Origin of the sequence: Afipia sp. GAS231 (assembly GCF_900103365.1) — a bacterium.
In the GTDB taxonomy this organism is placed as follows: Bacteria; Pseudomonadota; Alphaproteobacteria; order Rhizobiales; family Xanthobacteraceae; genus Bradyrhizobium.
In genome coordinates this window covers 726,878-742,979 of sequence record NZ_LT629703.1, presented here as the reverse complement: position 1 = coordinate 742,979, position 16,102 = coordinate 726,878, and the positions used below count along the sequence as shown (strand labels likewise).

Annotated in this window: 13 protein-coding genes; 9 read left to right on the top strand and 4 right to left on the bottom strand. The window is 63.7% G+C overall.

What is annotated here, in order from left to right:
• The first annotated feature begins 10 nt into the window (after positions 1 to 10).
• From BLS26_RS03560 to cbbX, 6 genes are read left to right on the top strand one after another with little or no spacing between them, the layout of a single operon-like run.
• Positions 11 to 886, top strand: a complete 876-nt coding sequence (locus BLS26_RS03560) for a phosphoribulokinase (protein ID WP_092517572.1) — start codon at positions 11 to 13, stop codon at positions 884 to 886.
• Positions 883 to 2,919, top strand: a complete 2,037-nt coding sequence (tkt, locus tag BLS26_RS03555) for a transketolase (RefSeq protein ID WP_092508490.1) — start codon at positions 883 to 885, stop codon at positions 2,917 to 2,919. Before BLS26_RS03560 ends, tkt begins: the two co-directional genes overlap by 4 nt.
• A 29-nt stretch (positions 2,920 to 2,948) precedes the next feature.
• A complete protein-coding gene (gene fba, locus BLS26_RS03550; RefSeq protein WP_092508487.1) occupies positions 2,949 to 4,034 on the top strand; it encodes a class II fructose-bisphosphate aldolase in 1,086 nt (361 codons plus the stop codon).
• A gap of 57 nt (positions 4,035 to 4,091) precedes the next feature.
• Positions 4,092 to 5,552 (top strand): form I ribulose bisphosphate carboxylase large subunit, encoded by a 1,461-nt coding sequence (locus BLS26_RS03545; protein ID WP_092508485.1) that lies wholly within the window; start codon positions 4,092 to 4,094, stop codon positions 5,550 to 5,552.
• 11 nt (positions 5,553 to 5,563) lie between these two features.
• Entirely contained in the window at positions 5,564 to 5,989 is a 426-nt protein-coding gene (locus tag BLS26_RS03540; protein WP_092508483.1) for a ribulose bisphosphate carboxylase small subunit, read from the top strand.
• Positions 5,986 to 6,921, top strand: a complete 936-nt coding sequence (gene cbbX / locus BLS26_RS03535; RefSeq protein ID WP_092508481.1) for a CbbX protein — start codon at positions 5,986 to 5,988, stop codon at positions 6,919 to 6,921. Before BLS26_RS03540 ends, cbbX begins: the two co-directional genes overlap by 4 nt.
• A gap of 15 nt (positions 6,922 to 6,936) precedes the next feature.
• Here the strand turns inward: cbbX and BLS26_RS03530 are convergent, their stop codons facing one another.
• Together BLS26_RS03530 and BLS26_RS03525 are read right to left on the bottom strand one after the other, a co-directional pair.
• The gene (locus BLS26_RS03530) at positions 6,937 to 7,227 is read right to left on the bottom strand and encodes a DUF3551 domain-containing protein (RefSeq protein ID WP_092508479.1); all 291 of its coding nucleotides are present in this window, start codon (positions 7,225 to 7,227) and stop codon (positions 6,937 to 6,939) included.
• A 414-nt stretch (positions 7,228 to 7,641) separates the two neighbouring features.
• Positions 7,642 to 8,673 carry a fatty acid desaturase gene (locus BLS26_RS03525; RefSeq protein WP_092508477.1) on the bottom strand — a complete coding sequence of 344 codons (1,032 nt, stop codon included), beginning with the start codon at positions 8,671 to 8,673 and terminating at the stop codon, positions 7,642 to 7,644.
• 523 nt (positions 8,674 to 9,196) lie between these two features.
• Here BLS26_RS03525 and BLS26_RS03520 point away from each other — a divergent pair.
• Together BLS26_RS03520 and BLS26_RS03515 are read left to right on the top strand one after the other, a co-directional pair.
• Positions 9,197 to 10,423, top strand: a complete 1,227-nt coding sequence (locus BLS26_RS03520; protein ID WP_092508475.1) for a CaiB/BaiF CoA-transferase family protein — start codon at positions 9,197 to 9,199, stop codon at positions 10,421 to 10,423.
• A gap of 84 nt (positions 10,424 to 10,507) precedes the next feature.
• On the top strand, positions 10,508 to 12,511 hold the full coding sequence (locus tag BLS26_RS03515; RefSeq protein ID WP_092508473.1) for a tyramine oxidase: 2,004 nt from the start codon (positions 10,508 to 10,510) through the stop codon (positions 12,509 to 12,511).
• A 20-nt stretch (positions 12,512 to 12,531) separates the two neighbouring features.
• Here BLS26_RS03515 and BLS26_RS03510 read toward each other — a convergent pair whose 3' ends face one another.
• Positions 12,532 to 14,007, bottom strand: a complete 1,476-nt coding sequence (locus BLS26_RS03510) for an amidase family protein (RefSeq protein ID WP_092517570.1) — start codon at positions 14,005 to 14,007, stop codon at positions 12,532 to 12,534.
• 298 nt (positions 14,008 to 14,305) lie between these two features.
• Here BLS26_RS03510 and BLS26_RS03505 point away from each other — a divergent pair, with 298 nt between their 5' ends.
• Positions 14,306 to 14,701: a RidA family protein gene (locus BLS26_RS03505; RefSeq protein WP_092508471.1), complete on the top strand. Its 396-nt coding sequence runs from the start codon at positions 14,306 to 14,308 to the stop codon at positions 14,699 to 14,701.
• Between the two features lie 147 nt (positions 14,702 to 14,848).
• Here BLS26_RS03505 and BLS26_RS03500 read toward each other — a convergent pair whose 3' ends face one another.
• Complete coding sequence (locus tag BLS26_RS03500; RefSeq protein ID WP_092508469.1) at positions 14,849 to 16,096, bottom strand: glycerophosphodiester phosphodiesterase family protein; 1,248 nt, start codon at positions 16,094 to 16,096, stop codon at positions 14,849 to 14,851.
• Positions 16,097 to 16,102 lie beyond the last annotated feature (6 nt).

Below are 16,102 nucleotides of genomic sequence, written 5' to 3'. Positions count from 1 at the left end.
GGCAGAGCCGATGTCGCGCAGCTATCCCATCATATCGATCACCGGATCTTCCGGCGCCGGCACCACGTCGGTGAAGAGGACTTTTGAAAACATCTTTCGCCGCGAGAAGGTTGCCGCCGCCTATATCGAGGGAGACGCCTTCCATCGCTACAACCGCGTCGAGATGCGCACCAGGATGCAGGAGGAGGGCGAGAAGGGCAACAAGACCTTCAGCCACTTCAGCCCGGAAACCAACCTGTTCGAGGAGCTGGAGAAAACCTTCCGCGACTACGGCGAGTCCGGCACCGGCACCACGCGTCATTACGTTCACGACGAGGACGAAGCCAAACTATACGGCGCGGCCCCCGGCACCTTCACCGAGTGGGGTCCGCTGCCGGAAAAATCCGACCTGCTGTTCTACGAAGGCCTGCACGGCGCCGTCGTGACCGACAAGGTCAATATCGCGCAATACGCTGATCTGAAGATCGGCGTCGTTCCTGTCATCAATCTGGAATGGATCCAGAAGCTGCATCGCGACCGCCGGGATCGCGGCTACACCCAGGAGGCCGTGACCGACACCATTCTGCGGCGGATGCCTGATTACGTGAACTACATCTGTCCGCAATTCGCCGAGACCGACATCAACTTCCAGCGCGTGCCGACGGTCGATACTTCGAATCCCTTCATCGCGCGCTGGATCCCGACGCCGGATGAATCGATGGTGGTGATCCGGCTCAAAAATCCGCGCGGCATCGATTTTCCCTACCTGCTGTCGATGATCCCGAACAGCTTCATGTCGCGGGCCAATTCGATCGTGATCCACGGCGCGAAGCTGGATCTCGCGATGCAGCTCATCCTCACCCCGCTGATTCTGCAACTCATGGAACGCAAGAGGCGCACAGTATGAACGCTCCAGTTTTCGCCAGTATTGCCGGCCGTCCCGAAGTTTCGCATGCCGAAATGGCCAATGCGATCCGCTTTCTCGCGATCGACGCCGTCGAGAAAGCAAAATCCGGCCATCCGGGCATGCCGATGGGCATGGCCGATGTCGCCACCGTGCTGTTCACGCGTTTTCTCAAATTCGATCCGGCAGATCCCGCCTGGCCCGACCGCGACCGGTTCGTGCTGTCGGCCGGCCATGGCTCGATGTTGCTTTACGCGCTGCTGCATCTGACCGGTTACGAAGGCGTGACGCTGGACGAACTCAAGGCATTCCGGCAGTGGGGATCCAAAACCCCGGGCCATCCCGAATACGGTTACACAGCGGGCGTCGAGACCACGACCGGGCCACTGGGGCAGGGCATCGCCACCGCCGTCGGTATGGCGCTGGCCGAACGGCTGATGCATGCGCGCTTCGGCGGTGATTTTGTCGACCACTTCACCTACGTCATCGCCGGCGACGGCTGCCTGATGGAAGGCCTTAGCCACGAGGCGATCTCGCTCGCGGGGCACCTCAGGCTCAACCGGCTGATCGTATTGTTCGACGATAACGAAATCTCGATCGACGGCGCGACGTCGCTGTCGTGCTCGGACGACCAGCTTCTGCGCTTCAGGGCGTCCGGCTGGTCGGCCTCCCGGATCGACGGCCATGATCCCGCTGCTGTCGCTGCTGCGATCGAGCAGGCACGTCACAGCGATCGGCCGTCGCTGATCGCCTGCCGCACGGTGATCGGATTTGGCGCGCCGAACCGCCAGGGCACCGAGAAAGCGCATGGCGCGCCGCTCGGTGCCGACGAAATCGAAAAAGCCCGCGACGCCCTGAGCTGGCCGCACGCGCCGTTCGAGGTGCCCCATGCCGTGCGCGATGCCTGGCGCGAGGCTGGCAGCCGCGGGCATGAGGCGCGCCGGGCCTGGATCGAGCGCACCCGGCGGCCGCAATCGGGAGAACGTTCGGCGTTTCACGATGCGCTGAACCGGAATCTGCCCTGCGGCTATACCGATGCGATGGCGCGGATCCGCAGCCGCTTCGGCAGCGATCAGCCTAATATCGCGACACGGCAGGCATCCCAACTCGTGATCGACACCATCGCCGAGGCGTTGCCGAACCTGCTCGGCGGCTCGGCGGATCTCACGCACTCGAATCTGACCAAGGCGAAGACGCATCGGTCGGTCGGTTCGAGCGCGTTCGCGGGGAACTATGTCCATTACGGCGTCCGCGAGCACGCGATGGCGGCGGCAATGAACGGCATCGCGCTGCATGGCGGCTTCATCCCCTATGGCGGCACCTTCCTCACCTTTGCCGATTACAGCCGCCCCGCCATCCGGCTTGCCGCGCTGATGGGCGTGCGCGTCATCCATGTGATGACGCATGATTCCATCGGTCTCGGCGAAGACGGCCCGACGCATCAGCCGGTCGAACACCTCGCGGCATTGCGGGCGATCCCGAACTTGCTGGTGTTTCGCCCCGGCGACGCCATCGAGACCGCAGAGGCCTGGGATTGCGCGTTGCGCGCCAAGGCCGGTCCGTCGGTGTTGTGCCTGTCGCGGCAGGGGTTGCCGGCATTTCGTAACGCCGCCGACGATACCAACCGGGTGGCGCTCGGCGCCTATGTCGTGGTCGAGCCGGAGGGTGGTCGCGACGTCACGCTGATCGCAACCGGCTCTGAAGTGGCGATCGTGATGCAGGCGGCCAAACTGCTGGCGGCGGACAACGTTCGTGCTGCCGTCGTCTCGGCACCGTGCTTCGAATTGTTCCGCCGGCAATCCCGCGACTATCGGGCCGATGTGTTGGGACGCGCGCCGCGGATCGGCGTCGAGGCCGCGGTCGAAGGCGAGTGGGCGCGGTGGCTCGGCGATAGCGGCGAATTCGTCGGCATGACCGGCTTTGGCGCTTCGGCGCCGGCCGAGGTGCTGTACCGCAAATTCGGCATCACTGCCGAGGCGGTCGCCACCAGGGCGCTGCAAGCCATCGCGCGGTCGCGAATGGTGGCAGCAGTTTGATCAATTCTACCGAGAACCGGGAGACAGTTATGGCGCGCATTACACTGAGGCAGTTGCTGGATCACGCGGCCGAACACGGCTACGGCGTGCCGGCGTTCAACATCAACAACATGGAGCAGGGGCTGGCGATCATGGACGCGGCCGCATCGGTCGACGCGCCCGTCATCCTCCAGGCCTCGCGCGGCGCGCGCTCCTACGCCAACGACATCATGCTGGCGAAGATGATCGACGCGCTGGAGGAGATGTATCCGCAGATCCCGCTCTGCATGCATCAGGACCACGGCAACGAGGAATCGACCTGCGCCACCGCGCTCCAGCACGGCTTTACATCGGTCATGATGGACGGGTCGCTGAAGGCCGACGCCAAGACCGCGGCGGATTATGATTACAATGTCGACATCACCCGCCGCGTGGTCGAGATGGCGCACTGGATCGGCGCCTCGGTGGAGGGCGAACTCGGCGTGCTCGGCTCGCTCGAACACGGCGGTGGCGAACAGGAAGACGGCCACGGCGTCGAGGGCAAGGTCAGCCACGACCAGCTCCTGACTGATCCGGATCAGGCCGTCGACTTTGTCCGCGCCACCAAAGTCGATGCGCTGGCGATCGCGATGGGCACCTCGCACGGCGCCTACAAGTTCTCGCGCAAGCCGGACGGCGACATCCTGGCGATGAACGTGGTGGAGGAAATCCACCGCCGGTTGCCGAACACCCATCTGGTGATGCACGGCTCGTCCTCGGTGCCACAGCCGCTGCAGGACATGTTCAACGCGTTCGGCGGCGAGATGCCGCAGACATGGGGCGTGCCGGTCGAGGAGATCGCCCGCGGCATCAGGCACGGCGTTCGCAAGGTCAACATCGACACCGATTGCCGGCTGGCGATGACCGCCGCGTTCCGGAAGATCGGGACCCAGAGCAGGAGCGAATTCGATCCGCGCAAATTCCTCAAACCGGCGATGGACGCGATGCGCGACCTCTGCCGCGAGCGGTTCGAGCAGTTCGGAACCGCCGGCCATGCCGCTGACATCAAGGTCATGCCGCTCGCCGAAATGGCGAAACGTTATCGCAGCGGCAGCCTCGATCCCCGGATCGGATCGATGGCCGATGCCGCCGAATGAGACGAGAGTTTTTCGACCAAGAGAGCCGCGCCGCCAACTGAACCTGAGGAGACCAGCATGAACGAGATGTCGATGACCATCCGCGGCAAGGATCGCTACAAGTCCGGCGTGATGGAATACAAGAAGATGGGCTATTGGGAGCCGGACTACGAGCCCAAGGACACCGACATCATCGCGCTGTTCCGGGTGACGCCGCAGGACGGTGTCGATCCGATCGAAGCTTCGGCGGCGGTCGCCGGCGAATCCTCGACCGCGACCTGGACGGTGGTGTGGACCGACCGTCTGACCGCCGCGGAGAAATACCGCGCCAAGTGTTACCGCGTCGATCCCGTGCCGAACTCGCCGGGGCAATACTTCGCCTATATCGCCTATGATCTCGACCTGTTCGAGAACGGCTCGATCGCCAATCTCTCGGCCTCGATCATCGGCAATGTGTTCGGGTTCAAGCCGCTGAAGGCGCTGCGGCTCGAGGACATGCGGCTGCCGGTGGCCTATGTGAAGACCTTCCAGGGGCCGGCGACCGGCATCGTGGTCGAACGCGAGCGCATGGACAAGTTCGGCCGACCGCTGCTCGGCGCTACCGTGAAGCCAAAACTGGGATTGTCCGGCCGCAACTACGGCCGCGTGGTCTACGAGGCGCTGAAGGGCGGGCTCGACTTCACCAAGGACGACGAGAACATCAACTCGCAGCCGTTCATGCACTGGCGCGAGCGTTTCCTGTATTGCATGGAAGCGGTCAACAAGGCGCAGGCCGCCACCGGCGAAATCAAGGGTACGTATCTGAACGTCACCGCCGGCACCATGGAGGACATGTACGAGCGGGCGGAATTCGCCAAGCAGCTCGGCTCGGTCATCATCATGATCGATCTGGTGATCGGCTACACGGCGATCCAGTCGATGGCGAAATGGGCGCGCCGCAACGACATGATCCTGCATCTGCACCGGGCAGGGCACTCGACCTATACAAGGCAGCGCAACCACGGCGTCTCGTTCCGGGTGATTGCGAAATGGATGCGGCTCGCCGGTGTCGATCACATTCATGCCGGCACGGTAGTCGGCAAGCTCGAGGGCGATCCCGCCACCACGCGGGGCTATTACGACATCTGCCGCGAAGACTACAACCCGGCCAAGCTCGAACATGGCGTGTTCTTCGACCAGAACTGGGCGAGCCTCAACAAGATGATGCCGGTGGCGTCCGGCGGCATTCACGCCGGCCAGATGCATCAGTTACTTGATCATTTGGGAGAAGACGTCGTGCTGCAATTCGGCGGCGGCACCATCGGCCACCCCATGGGCATCCAGGCCGGCGCCACCGCCAACCGCGTCGCGCTCGAAGCGATGATATTGGCCCGCAACGAAGGCCGCGACTACCTGCATGAGGGGCCGGAAATTCTCGCCAGGGCGGCGCAGACCTGTACGCCGCTCAAAGCAGCCCTCGAGGTCTGGAAGGACGTCACCTTCAATTACGAATCGACCGACATGCCCGACTACGCCCCCACCGCCAGCGTCTCGATGTAAGGAGCAGGACCATGCGCGTTACCCAAGGCTGTTTTTCGTTCCTGCCCGATCTCACCGACCAGCAGATATCGGCGCAGGTTCAATACTGTCTCGGCAAGGGTTGGGCGGTGAACATCGAATTCACCGACGATCCGCATCCCCGCAACACCTTCTGGGAGATGTGGGGGCTGCCGATGTTCGACCTGCGCGATGCCGCCGGCGTCATGATGGAGCTCGCCGAATGCCGCAAGGTCTATGGCGACAGCTACATCCGGATGTCGGCATTCGACTCCAGCCCCGGCTGGGAGTCGGTGCGGATGTCCTTCATCGTCAACCGTCCGAAGGACGAGCCCGGTTTCCGGCTTGAACGGCATGAGGTCGAGGGCCGCAACATCCGCTACACCACCAAATCCTACGCGGCCGACCGTCCCGAGGGCGTTCGTTACGGTGGCAAATGAGCGTGTCGGCGGTCCCGTCCGTCGCAGCCTTGCAGGCTGGCGAGATTTCGCCGGCCGGGCAGGTCGACCTGCGCCGCGAGTTCAATGAGGTCGGAATCGGCGAGGTGCTCGATCAGCTCGACCGCGAATTGATCGGCTTGAAGCCGGTCAAGACCCGGATCCGCGAGATCGCCTCGCTGCTGCTGATCGAACGCATCCGCAAGCGGATGGGGCTGACCTCTGACGGGCCGACGCTGCACATGTCGTTCACCGGCAATCCCGGCACCGGCAAGACCACGGTGGCGCTGCGGATCGCCAGTATCCTGCACAGATTAGGCTTCGTGCGCCGTGGCCAGGTGGTGTCGGTGACGCGCGACGAACTGGTCGGGCAATATATCGGCCACACCGCGCCGAAGACGAAGGAAATATTGAAGAAGGCGATGGGCGGCGTGCTGTTCATCGACGAGGCCTATTACCTGCACCGGCCCGACAACGAGCGCGACTACGGCCAGGAGGCGATCGAGATCCTGCTGCAGGTGATGGAATCGCAACGCGAGGACCTGGTGGTGATCCTCGCCGGCTATGGCGACCGCATGGACAAGTTCTTCGGCAGCAATCCCGGCTTCCGCTCGCGCATCGCCCACCACATCGATTTCCCCGATTATGCCGACGATGAGTTGCTCGCGATCGCCGAATTGATGCTGGGGGACATGAACTACAAATTCAGCCTTGAGGCCCGTGCGGCGTTCGTCCGCTACATCGCGCTGCGCAAGAGCCAGCCGCTGTTCTCCAACGCCCGCTCGATCCGCAACGCGCTGGATCGGATGCGCCTGCGTCAGGCCAACCGCCTCGTCGCCGATCTCGACCGCGTGCTGACGGCTGAAGACATCATGTCGCTGGAGGAGTCGGACGTGCTGGCGAGCAGGGTGTTTTCGAGCGGCTCTGGCGGGTAGTGCCGCCGGCTATTCTCAATACGTCTGCACCCGCTTCTTGCGCGGCGCGACCTTGCCCTTGCCGTAATACGGATTGACCACGCACTGCGCCGCGCGGCCGGAGGCTGATGCCTGGCACTGGGGTATCGATGTGTAGGCGCATTCGAAGTAGTAGTCGGCCATGCCGCCCTGATAGACCTGAAGGCAGACCGGGTAGTTCGGATCGTAGGTCTGGGCCTCTGCCGAACCGGCGAGCGACACCGTTGCGATTGCCAGAGCAGCCAAAGCCAGTGATGTCGCGCGCCCGCGCCGCCGTTGCCGTTTCATGCCGATGTCCTCCCCCAGTGAGGCGGTGATTTCCGCCGGCTCCGCGTTCGCAGAGCGTGGTCAGAACATAGGCGGGGACTGATAAAATGCCAGTCACGGCTGCCTGATCCGTCGGCCGAAACGCTCGCAAAGCGGCGGTTCGTCGCGCCATCGGGGTTGGCCCGCTTTATGCAAAGCTGTTCACCAGAAATCGGGAGAACATTGATGCAGGTGGACCTATTCCTGGTGTGGGTCGCGTTATTGGGAGCGTTAAGTTTTCTGGCCTTGTCGGTCGCTGATTAACAGGACACTGATTCGCGATTCCGCCGGGATCAGGCGGGATCGGTGACATGACGTATGCGCGGGCGAGCGGATGATTCCGTTCGCGCGCATGCTGCGCACGAGCGGCGGCCGTCGTTGATATGGCCGAGGTCGCTAGCCGGTCGGCAGAGCGCGCATCTCGCGGAACGAGATCAGCTTGCGCTGCCGTTCGTCCCACAGCACCTGGCGCACGCAGCCGAGGCTTCGCAGCAGGGTGAGCCGGCCGAGCTCGACGAGCTGCGGATGATCGCGCAACACCTGCGGCAGCCGATAATAGGGAATGCGGCTGCACAGATGGTGGACGTGGTGCACGCCGATATTGGCGGTGAACCAGCGCAGCACGCCGGGCAGGTCATAATGCGAGCTGCCGTGCAGGCCCGCTTCGTGAACGTTCCAGCTCTCGCCGCGCTCCCAGAACGTATCCTCGAACTGGTGCTGGACGTAGAACAGCCAGACGCCGATCGAGGCGGCGAGCAGCGTGATCGGCAACTGCACCAGCAGGAATAGGCTTATGCCGACCAGCCAGATCATGGCGGCCACCAGCACCGCGATCGCGGCGTTCGTCGCCATCGCGCTGAGCCAGGCCTGCCAACTGGCGCGCATGCCGCCGGTCGGCAATCGCTGCTGCAGGATGAACACATAGGCCGGACCGAGACCGAACATCACCACCGGATGCCGGTACAGGCGGTAGAGCATCCGGCCCCGCCGGGAGAGCGCGCGATATTCCGACACGGTGAGGGTATCGATGTCGCCGATGCCGCGGCGGTCGAGATTGCCGGCACCTGCGTGGTGCAAAGTGTGGGCGCGCCGCCAGACGTCGTACGGCGTCAAGGTCAGCACGCCGATGACTCGGCCGACCCAATCGTTCGCCATGCGATGGCGGAAGAACGAGCCGTGGCCGCAATCGTGCTGGATCATGAACAGACGCACCAGAAAACCCGCGGCCGGCAGCGCCAGCACCAGACAGATCCAGTAGCCTTCCGCGAGCCCGGCCCACATCAGCACCCAGATCAGGACGAACGGCACCGCCGTGATCGCGATCTCGAAGGTGCTGCGCGTGGAATTCGGCTCGCGATAGCCGGCGAGCGCATGGGCCAGCGCGCGGGACGCGGACGCAGTGGAGGCATGGGTCGGTTCTTGATCCATTCGAAAGTCACCTGGCGAGATTTGAGCTTGGGTTTGCCTCACGGCCGTCAGGCCGACCCACCGGACCGGACGGCAAAGCGCTTTGTTGTCGCTCCGAACTGGAGCTGCACCGAATGGTTTTTCGGCACTGCCAGCGCAAGGCACGGTTCCCTTAGCCGATTCAGGCCCAGCTAGCCAGTCTCGACCGTAGCAAAGATGGGTGCGACAGGCTGTGCAATTTTGCACATGGAAGGGGCGCTCAAATTCACAAAAAATTGTGATATTTCAATTAATTATGAGGCAATCCAACCGCTGGTCGCGACGCCGCCGCCCACGAAGTCGTGCGGCCGTTATCGGGGGAGGATCGAATATCGGCCGCCTCGGCTGATCGCAGGCGACGATTTCCGGACCTCACGCGCCACGGGCGGATACGGTCATGCCGACAGCGCAGGGCTCAAGCCTTTAAAATAGTGTATCGGCAAGCCACGCAACGCGCCGGGCACAGTTCCCGCGCCACAAGATCAAAATCTTCGGAGGAAGTTACATGTCGGCTCTGCCACTTTCGGGCATCAAGATTCTCGACCTGACGCGCGTGCTTGCGGGCCCGCTGTCGGCGCAGATGCTGGCGGATCTCGGCGCCGAGGTGATCAAGATCGAACGGCCTGAAGGCGGCGACGATGCGCGCGCCTTCGGCCCGCCTTACCTCACCGATCCCGAGGGCAAGGCCAACAACAACAACTCGTTCTACCTGTGCGCCAACCGCGGCAAGAAATCCGTCACCGTCAATATCGCAAGCCCTGAGGGCCAGGACATCATCCGCGAACTCGCAAAATCCTGCGACGTGATGATGGAGAACTACAAGGTCGGCGATCTCAAGCGCTACGGCCTCGACTACGAGACCATCAAGAAGATCAACCCCGGCATCATCTATTGCTCCGTCACCGGCTTCGGCCAGACCGGACCCTATGCGCCGCGCGCCGGCTACGACGCGATCCTGCAGGCGATGGGCGGCCTGATGAGCGTCACCGGCCACATTGATGGAGAGCCCGGCGCCGGCCCGATGAAGGTCGGGCCTTCCATCGTCGACTACATGACCGGCATGAACTCCTCGATCGGCATTCTGACCGCGCTCTATCACCGCGACGTCAAAGGCGGCGAGGGGCAGCATGTCGATGTCTGCCTGTTCGACACCGTGATCGCCTCGCTGTCGCATTGGCTTCAGATATATCTCGTCAACGGCCAAACCCCGCCGCGGCGCGGCACCTGGGGCAATGGCGGCATGCCGGCCGGCGTGTTCCGCTGCACCGATGGCGAACTGATGCTGGTGGTCGGCAATGACGGCCAGTTCGCGCGCACCTGCGCCGTACTCGGCGCGCCCGAACTCGCGACCGATCCGCGCTTCGTCAAGAACAACGACCGCGTCGTGCACGGCAAGGAGATCATGGCGATCTTCGCCGGGCTGTTCCTGAAGCATTCGGTGACCCACTGGCTCGAAGAGTTGGAGAAGGCCGGCGTGCCCTCGGGGCCGATCAACAGTTTCGAGCAGGTGTTCGCCGATCCCCACGTCCAGTCGCGCGGCATGAAGATCAAGGTCAAGCATCCGTTCGAGCCTGAGCTGGCGATGATCCGCAATCCGCTGACGTTCTCCGGCACCCCGATCAAGGACTATCGCGCGCCGCCGCTGCTCGGCGCGGACACCAAGGACGTGCTGGCGACGATCGGCTATGACGACGCCAAGGTCGAGGCGCTGAAGAAGCAGAAGATCGTGTAGCCGTCTTCGCGGGCCGGTAGACTCCAGCCGTAAAGTTACGCAATCTTCCCTGGCGGCAAATTTCCGTTCGCCGGGAGAAGGCGCATGAAGGCATCGACTGTCTGGGTGAAGTATCTTCTGGCGGCCTTGTTGTGGCTTCCGGCATTCGCCGCTTCCGCCCAGGACGCGCGCCCCGCGCATCCGCTCGATGCGCTGACCGCAGCTGAACTTCACCAGGTCAAGGAAATTCTTGCCGCCGACGGCAAGCTCGGGCCAAAGGCGCGCGTTCATGCCGTCGATCTCGACGAGCCCGACAAGGCTAGCGTCACGGCGTGGCGTCCGGGCATGGCGTTGCCGCGGCGCGCGATCGCCGTGGTGAGCGAGGCGGGGGCTGTGCATGAGGCGGCCGTCGACCTTGCGGCCGGCCGCGTTACGGGATGGCAAACAGTCACCGGCGAGCCGGCGCTGCTGTTCGAGGAGCTCAACGGCATGGCCGCTTTGGCACTGGCGGATCCGCGCATGGTGCAGGGGCTGGCGAAGCGCGGGTTCGCGCCCAATCAGGTGTTTTGTTTGCCGCTGACGGCAGGCAATTTCGGCAACAAGGAAGATCAGGGGCGTCGATTGATCAAGATGCCCTGTGTCGGCAGGCCCACCGGCTCCAACTACTGGGCCCGTCAAATCGAAGGCCTGTTTGCGACCATCGATCTCAAAACCAGAAAAGTGCTCGACGTGTCAGACAGCGACGTCGTGCCGGTGTCTGACGATACCGGGGGCTACAAGGAAACCGAGATTGCCGCGTATGGCGCGCTGCGGCCGGAATCGAAACCGGCCAGCGTGGCCCAGCCCGGCGGCGACAACATCGCCACCGAAGACGGCCGCATTGTCTGGGACATGTGGCGTTTTCACCTGCGCGCCGACAAGCGGCCCGGGCCGGTGCTGTCGATGATCGAGGCACGCGATGGCGCGCGCTGGCGTTCGGTCGCCTACCAGATGCATCTGTCGGAAGTGTTCGTGCCCTACATGGACGCGGACAAGGCCTGGTACTTCCGGACCTATATGGACAGCGGCGAATACGGCTTTGGCAATTCGCTGAGCCCGTTGCGCAAGGGTATCGACTGTCCGCCTTACGCGCGCTTCTTCCCGGTCACCATGCCGCAGGACAATGGTGAGCCGATCCAGACACCGGACGCGATCTGCGTGTTCGAGCGCGCGATCGGCGATCCGGCCTGGCGGCATTTTGAAATTTTTGAGCAATCGGCGCAACGCCTGGTTCCGGCCGAGGGCCGCCCGGCGAGCGAACTCGTGGTGCGTTCGGCCTCCGAGGTCGGCAATTACGACTACCTGATCGACTACGTCTTCCACCAGGACGGCAGCATCCGCGTCGCCGTCGGCGCCACCGGTCTGGATGCCGTCAAGGGCGTGGCCAGCCAATCGATGAAGGACGCTACCGCCGCCGATGACACCAGGCAGGGCACACTGATCGCACCCGGGCTGGTGGCGCCGTTCCACAGCCATTATTTCAATTTCCGCCTCGATCTCGACGTCGACGGCGCCGCCAACGATTTCATGCGCGAACGATTGGTGCAGAAGTCGTTGCCCAAGGGCTCGCCGCGCCGCTCGATGTATGCGGTCGCGCACGAGATGCCGGCGCGGGAAAAGGAAGCCCGCACCCGCATCGAGTCGGCTTCGCCGGCGCTCTATCATTTCGCCAACAACAATGTGGAGAGCGCGCTCGGCCATCATCCCGGCTACATGCTGATGCCGGAAGGCAGCTACGTGCACCCGCTGCTATCAGCGGACGATCCGCCGGTGAAGCGCAACGACTATCTGCACTACCAGCTTTCCGTGACGCCCTATTCGCCGGCCGAGCGTTACGCCGGCGGGCGCTATGCCATGATGAGCGACGGCAAGGACACGCTGGGAGCCTGGACCGCGCGCAACCGGCCGATTGCAAACCGCGACATCGTCGCCTGGTACACGGTCGGCTTCCACCACATCACCCGGATGGAGGACTGGCCCGTGATGCCGACCCACTGGTTCGGCTTCACACTGATGCCGCATAATTTCTTTGCGTCGAACCCGGCAATGACGATCCGGAATCCGAAGTAACGGGCTGTTCGCAAGGCTGGTCAGCCCATCCTGTCCCAGAGTTGGCGCACCAGCATTCCAACGCGCTTTTCGATGGCGGCTGCGGCATCGAGCGTGAGATCCTCGCGGTAGCGTCCCGCGATCAACTGCACGCCGATCGGCTTGCCCGCATGCAGCGCGACCGGCACCACGGCAGAGGGCAGGCCGAGCACGTTGATGGCGGAAACGAAACGCAGGTCGTTCCAGAAAATCTCCTGCGCGCGTTCGCCGCTGATCGCGTCCTCGCGCGGGCCGGGCGTCGGCTTTACCGTCGTCGGCGCCAGCACCACCGGGTATTGCTCGAAGAACAATTGCCAAGCGCGGATATGGCTGTTGCGGGCGGCGGTCGCGCGCATCCAACCCGCGAGGTCGAGGGTGTTGGCCGAGCCTTTGATGCCGTTCCAGGCGATGTGGAAATCTTCCGAAGTCACCTTGAGCATCGCGGTTTCCTGCAACGTCACGGTTTCGTTGGTGATGATGTCGCACCAGGTGTGCCAGACGCCGTTGATGTCGGGGACCTCGACCTCGCTGACGCGATAGCCGGATCGTTCCAGATGGTCGGCGGCCGTTCGGAGCGCGGCATGCACCGAAGGATCGACGTCCATGTCATCAGGCAGTTTCGCCAGCGCGACCTTGATTGGCCCTTTCGGTTTCGGCCCTGCCAAGGGAGCCGGTACCCACCACGGGTCGCGCGGATCGCGCGCGCTCATGACTTCCAGTGCGAGCCTGACGTCGCCGACGCTGCGCGCCAGCGGCCCCTGCGCCGACATCAGATGCGCGAGCATCGGCCGCTCGGTCGCGGCGCTCTCGTTATAGGCGGGAATGCGTCCCTGGGTCGGCTTGATGGTCGCGACCCCGTTGCAATGCGCCGGCCAGCGCAAGGAGCCGCCGATGTCATTGCCGTGCGCGATGGTGCCGATGCCGGCCGCGACCGCAGAACCAGCGCCGCCGGACGAGCCGCCGCAGGTGATCTCGGGATCCCACGGGTTCAGCGTCAACCCGTGCAGCGGGTTGTCGGTAAAACCGCGGAACGAGAATTCGGGCGTGTTGGTCAGGCCGATGACGATGGCGCCTGCTTTCTTGAGGTTGCGCACGACCGGCGCGTCGGAAGGCGCGATGATGCTCATCTGCGCGGGTACGCCGTTGGGGTTGGGCCGCCCCGCATAGTCGGCGTTTTCCTTGATCGTGATCGGGACGCCGTGCAGCAGGCCGGGGTTTCGTCTGGCTGCGGCGCTGTCGGCGGCCTTCGCCGCCTTGAGCGCTTCATCGGACAGATCGACGACGACGGCGTTGAGCTTCGGATTGACCGCGCGCATCCGCGCAAGATGCGCCTCGACCACCTCGACCGAGGAAACCGCGCCGGCGCGGATCGCGGCCGCGGTCTCCACGGCGGACCATTGCCAGACCGGCCCCTTCGGCGGGCGCGGCTTGGCGGAGGGCCGCGGAGCGGCCTTCTTGGCAGTCTTCTTCGGCGCCATCTTCTTCGCGGCGCTCTTCGTCGTCTTCTTCTTGACGGTCTTCTTGGCCACGTCACGCCTCCCATAATCGATGAGGAGAACGTTAGAGGTGCCTGCGCCCCGTGTCGAGCCGGATGCTCGCTTCAGCTCTTGCTTGCGAAGCGACCGACCTTCAACGAATGAGAGGTGCCGTACGCACGTACCGGGAAGCAAAGGGCAGGGCTCTTGTGACGGTAACACTTCGACCAATACCGTAGCATGGTCGTAGCGGCCGGTGCTAAAACCTGGCTTGGCCCAATCCGGGACGAAGAGGTTTTCCATGAAACGAGAAGTCATCCGCGTCGAGCCGTTGGCGTCCTATCTCGCAAAGTGGAACGCGCCGGTGTCGCCGGTCACGCGCGGCAACGGCATGGTGTTCGTTTCCGGATTTCCGCCGTTCGATCCCGCGACCGGCGAGATCATTATCGGCGCCTCGATCGAGCGCCAGACCGAGATCGTGCTCGAGCAGATGAAGCTCTGCCTGGAGACGTCAGGCACTTCGCTGCAGAACGTCATGAAGTGCAACATCTACTGCACGTCGGCGAAGCATTTTGCGATCGTCAACGCGATCTATGCGCGCTATTTCCCGGTCGATCCGCCCGCGCGCATTTTCGTCTGCGTGCCGGAGTGGATGGGGGCATTCGACATCGAGATCGATTGCGTGGCGATGATGTAGTTGCGTAGGGTGGGTTAGCCGAAGGCGTAACCCACCGCGGTATTAACAGCGCCGCACGAAGTTGGTGGGTTACGCGGAGCCTGTCATCGGGCCGCGCTTTGCGCGGACCCGGTGGCTAACCCACCCTACGAAGTTACGAAGCTGCCTTCACTTCATCCCCATGCAACTTGCATAGAATGTCGTGGTCCCCGGCCAGTCCGAGAACATGGCGCGGACGCCGACCTGTTTGGCGAGCACGTCGAGCACCGTCAGCGTGTCGCCGTCGCGATCGATCGCGGCCTTGACCGTGGAGTGATAGAACGCGCCGCCCTTGTTGAGCGGGCCGTCGCGCTCCAGCGACCATCCGATCAAATCGAGGCCGGCACTCTTTGCGGCCTTGGCGTATTCCGACGGCACGATTTTGCCTTCGGCGTTCAGCGCCAGCATCGCGTAGATCGGCGGTCCGAGGATCGTGACGCCCTGCGCCTTCAGCTCCGTCATCGAGGGCTTCCAGGTCTCGGGCTTTGCGGGATCGAGGCCGAGCTTCTCGTAGCGATCCTCGAGATAGACGGCTTGCGCTGCGAATTCAGGGGCGGTCTTCACCCAGAACAGGATGTCGGTGAGACTGAAACTCTGGGCGAAGACGTCGCTCGCCGGGATCCCGGCCGTCTTGTAGGCCTGCAGCATCTGCGTCGCGTACTTCTCCTGGGTGTAGTCGCCATCGAACGGCATCGGCACCTCGGCCGCCTTCAGCTCGGGCGTAAATTTGGCGCCGAGGCTCTTGATCAGCGCGATGCTCTCGTCATGGGTCATCAGCGTGCCGGAATTGGCGTAGAGATCGGTGCGCCAGCGTGGCGTACCGTTCTGGTATTCCTCCGGCGTTTTGGCGTCCGGGTTGAAGCCGTCCATCTTCGCCGTCAGCGACTTGAATTCGGCGAGCGTAATGTCGCTGGTGCAGCACTTCGCCGACGCTTTCTTGCCGGTGGCCGGATCGGCGGGGCTGAAACCTTGCGAACATTTCGAGGCCAGCGCGGGAACGGACAGGATGTTGGTCGTATTGTGCAGGTCGCATTGCGAATGCCGGCAGACCAGTTGGCGGTCTTTGGTGAAGGTCACATCGCATTCGATCACGCCGGCGCCCATGCGGGCCGCCGCCATGTAGCTTTCGCGGCTATGTTCGGGGAATTGCAGCGCCGCGCCGCGATGGCCGACGGAAAAACCGGTGCGGTGAAACGGTCCGGTGCACTGGCTGAGCTGCTGCTTCAGCGGCCCGTCCTTCATCTTGTCGACCAAATAGAACGGCCGCGGCCCGACCTGGGCTTCACTTGGCAGCGCAATTGTCTGCGCCGCCGCGGGAAGGATCGCGGTCAGGAGCCAGAACGCGGACAATATTGCGGAGCGGGGGCGGGTCGGCATGGGTGG